The organism is Ruegeria sp. BG9 (assembly GCF_056538305.1).
This window is the reverse complement of sequence record NZ_JBQFSY010000030.1, coordinates 1-807: the sequence shown is the minus strand read 5'-3', so window position 1 is coordinate 807 and position 807 is coordinate 1. Positions and strand designations below refer to the sequence as shown.

Here is an 807-nt window from a genome sequence, read left to right as displayed (position 1 = left end):
TCTGCCCCGAAGATCAGGCGCAGGGCTATCACGAGATGATTGCCGATCTGAACGACAAGCTGTGCCAGATCACCGGCTATGATGCGATCTCCCAGCAGCCCAACTCGGGCGCGCAGGGCGAGTACGCAGGCCTGCTGACCATCCGCAACTATCACTTCGCCCGCGGCGAAGGGCACCGTAATGTCTGCCTGATTCCGACCTCGGCGCACGGGACCAACCCGGCCTCGGCGCAGATGGTGGGCTGGCAGGTGGTGCCGGTGCAGGCGGATGAGAACGGCAATATTGATCTGAATGACTTCCGCGCCAAGGCCGAGAAACACTCGGATCATCTGGCCGGGTGCATGATCACCTATCCGTCCACTCACGGCGTGTTCGAGACCACCGTGCAGGAGGTCTGCCAGATCACCCATGACCACGGCGGTCAGGTCTATATCGACGGCGCCAACATGAACGCCATGGTGGGTCTGTCGCGGCCGGGTGACATTGGCGGCGACGTCAGCCACCTGAACCTGCACAAGACCTTCTGCATCCCCCATGGCGGTGGCGGCCCCGGCATGGGCCCCATCGGCGTCAAGGCGCATCTGGAGGAACACCTGCCCGGCCACCCGGAATACGGCACCGCCGTGGGTCCGGTCTCAGCGGCGCCCTTCGGCTCGCCCTCGATCCTGCCGGTCAGCTGGGCCTATGTGCTGCTGATGGGTGGCGCGGGCCTGACCCAGGCGACCAAAGTGGCGATCCTGAACGCCAACTACATCGCGGCGCGTCTGCAGGATGCCTATCCGATCCTCTACACCTCCGAGACCGGTC

General features: G+C 64.6%; 1 protein-coding gene. It reads left to right on the top strand.

Annotated features, from left to right (window positions below; translation table 11 throughout):
• Positions 1-807: beta-eliminating lyase-related protein (locus ACR0I8_RS22080; RefSeq protein ID WP_480703667.1), on the top strand; the 807-nt coding region annotated here is incomplete at both ends.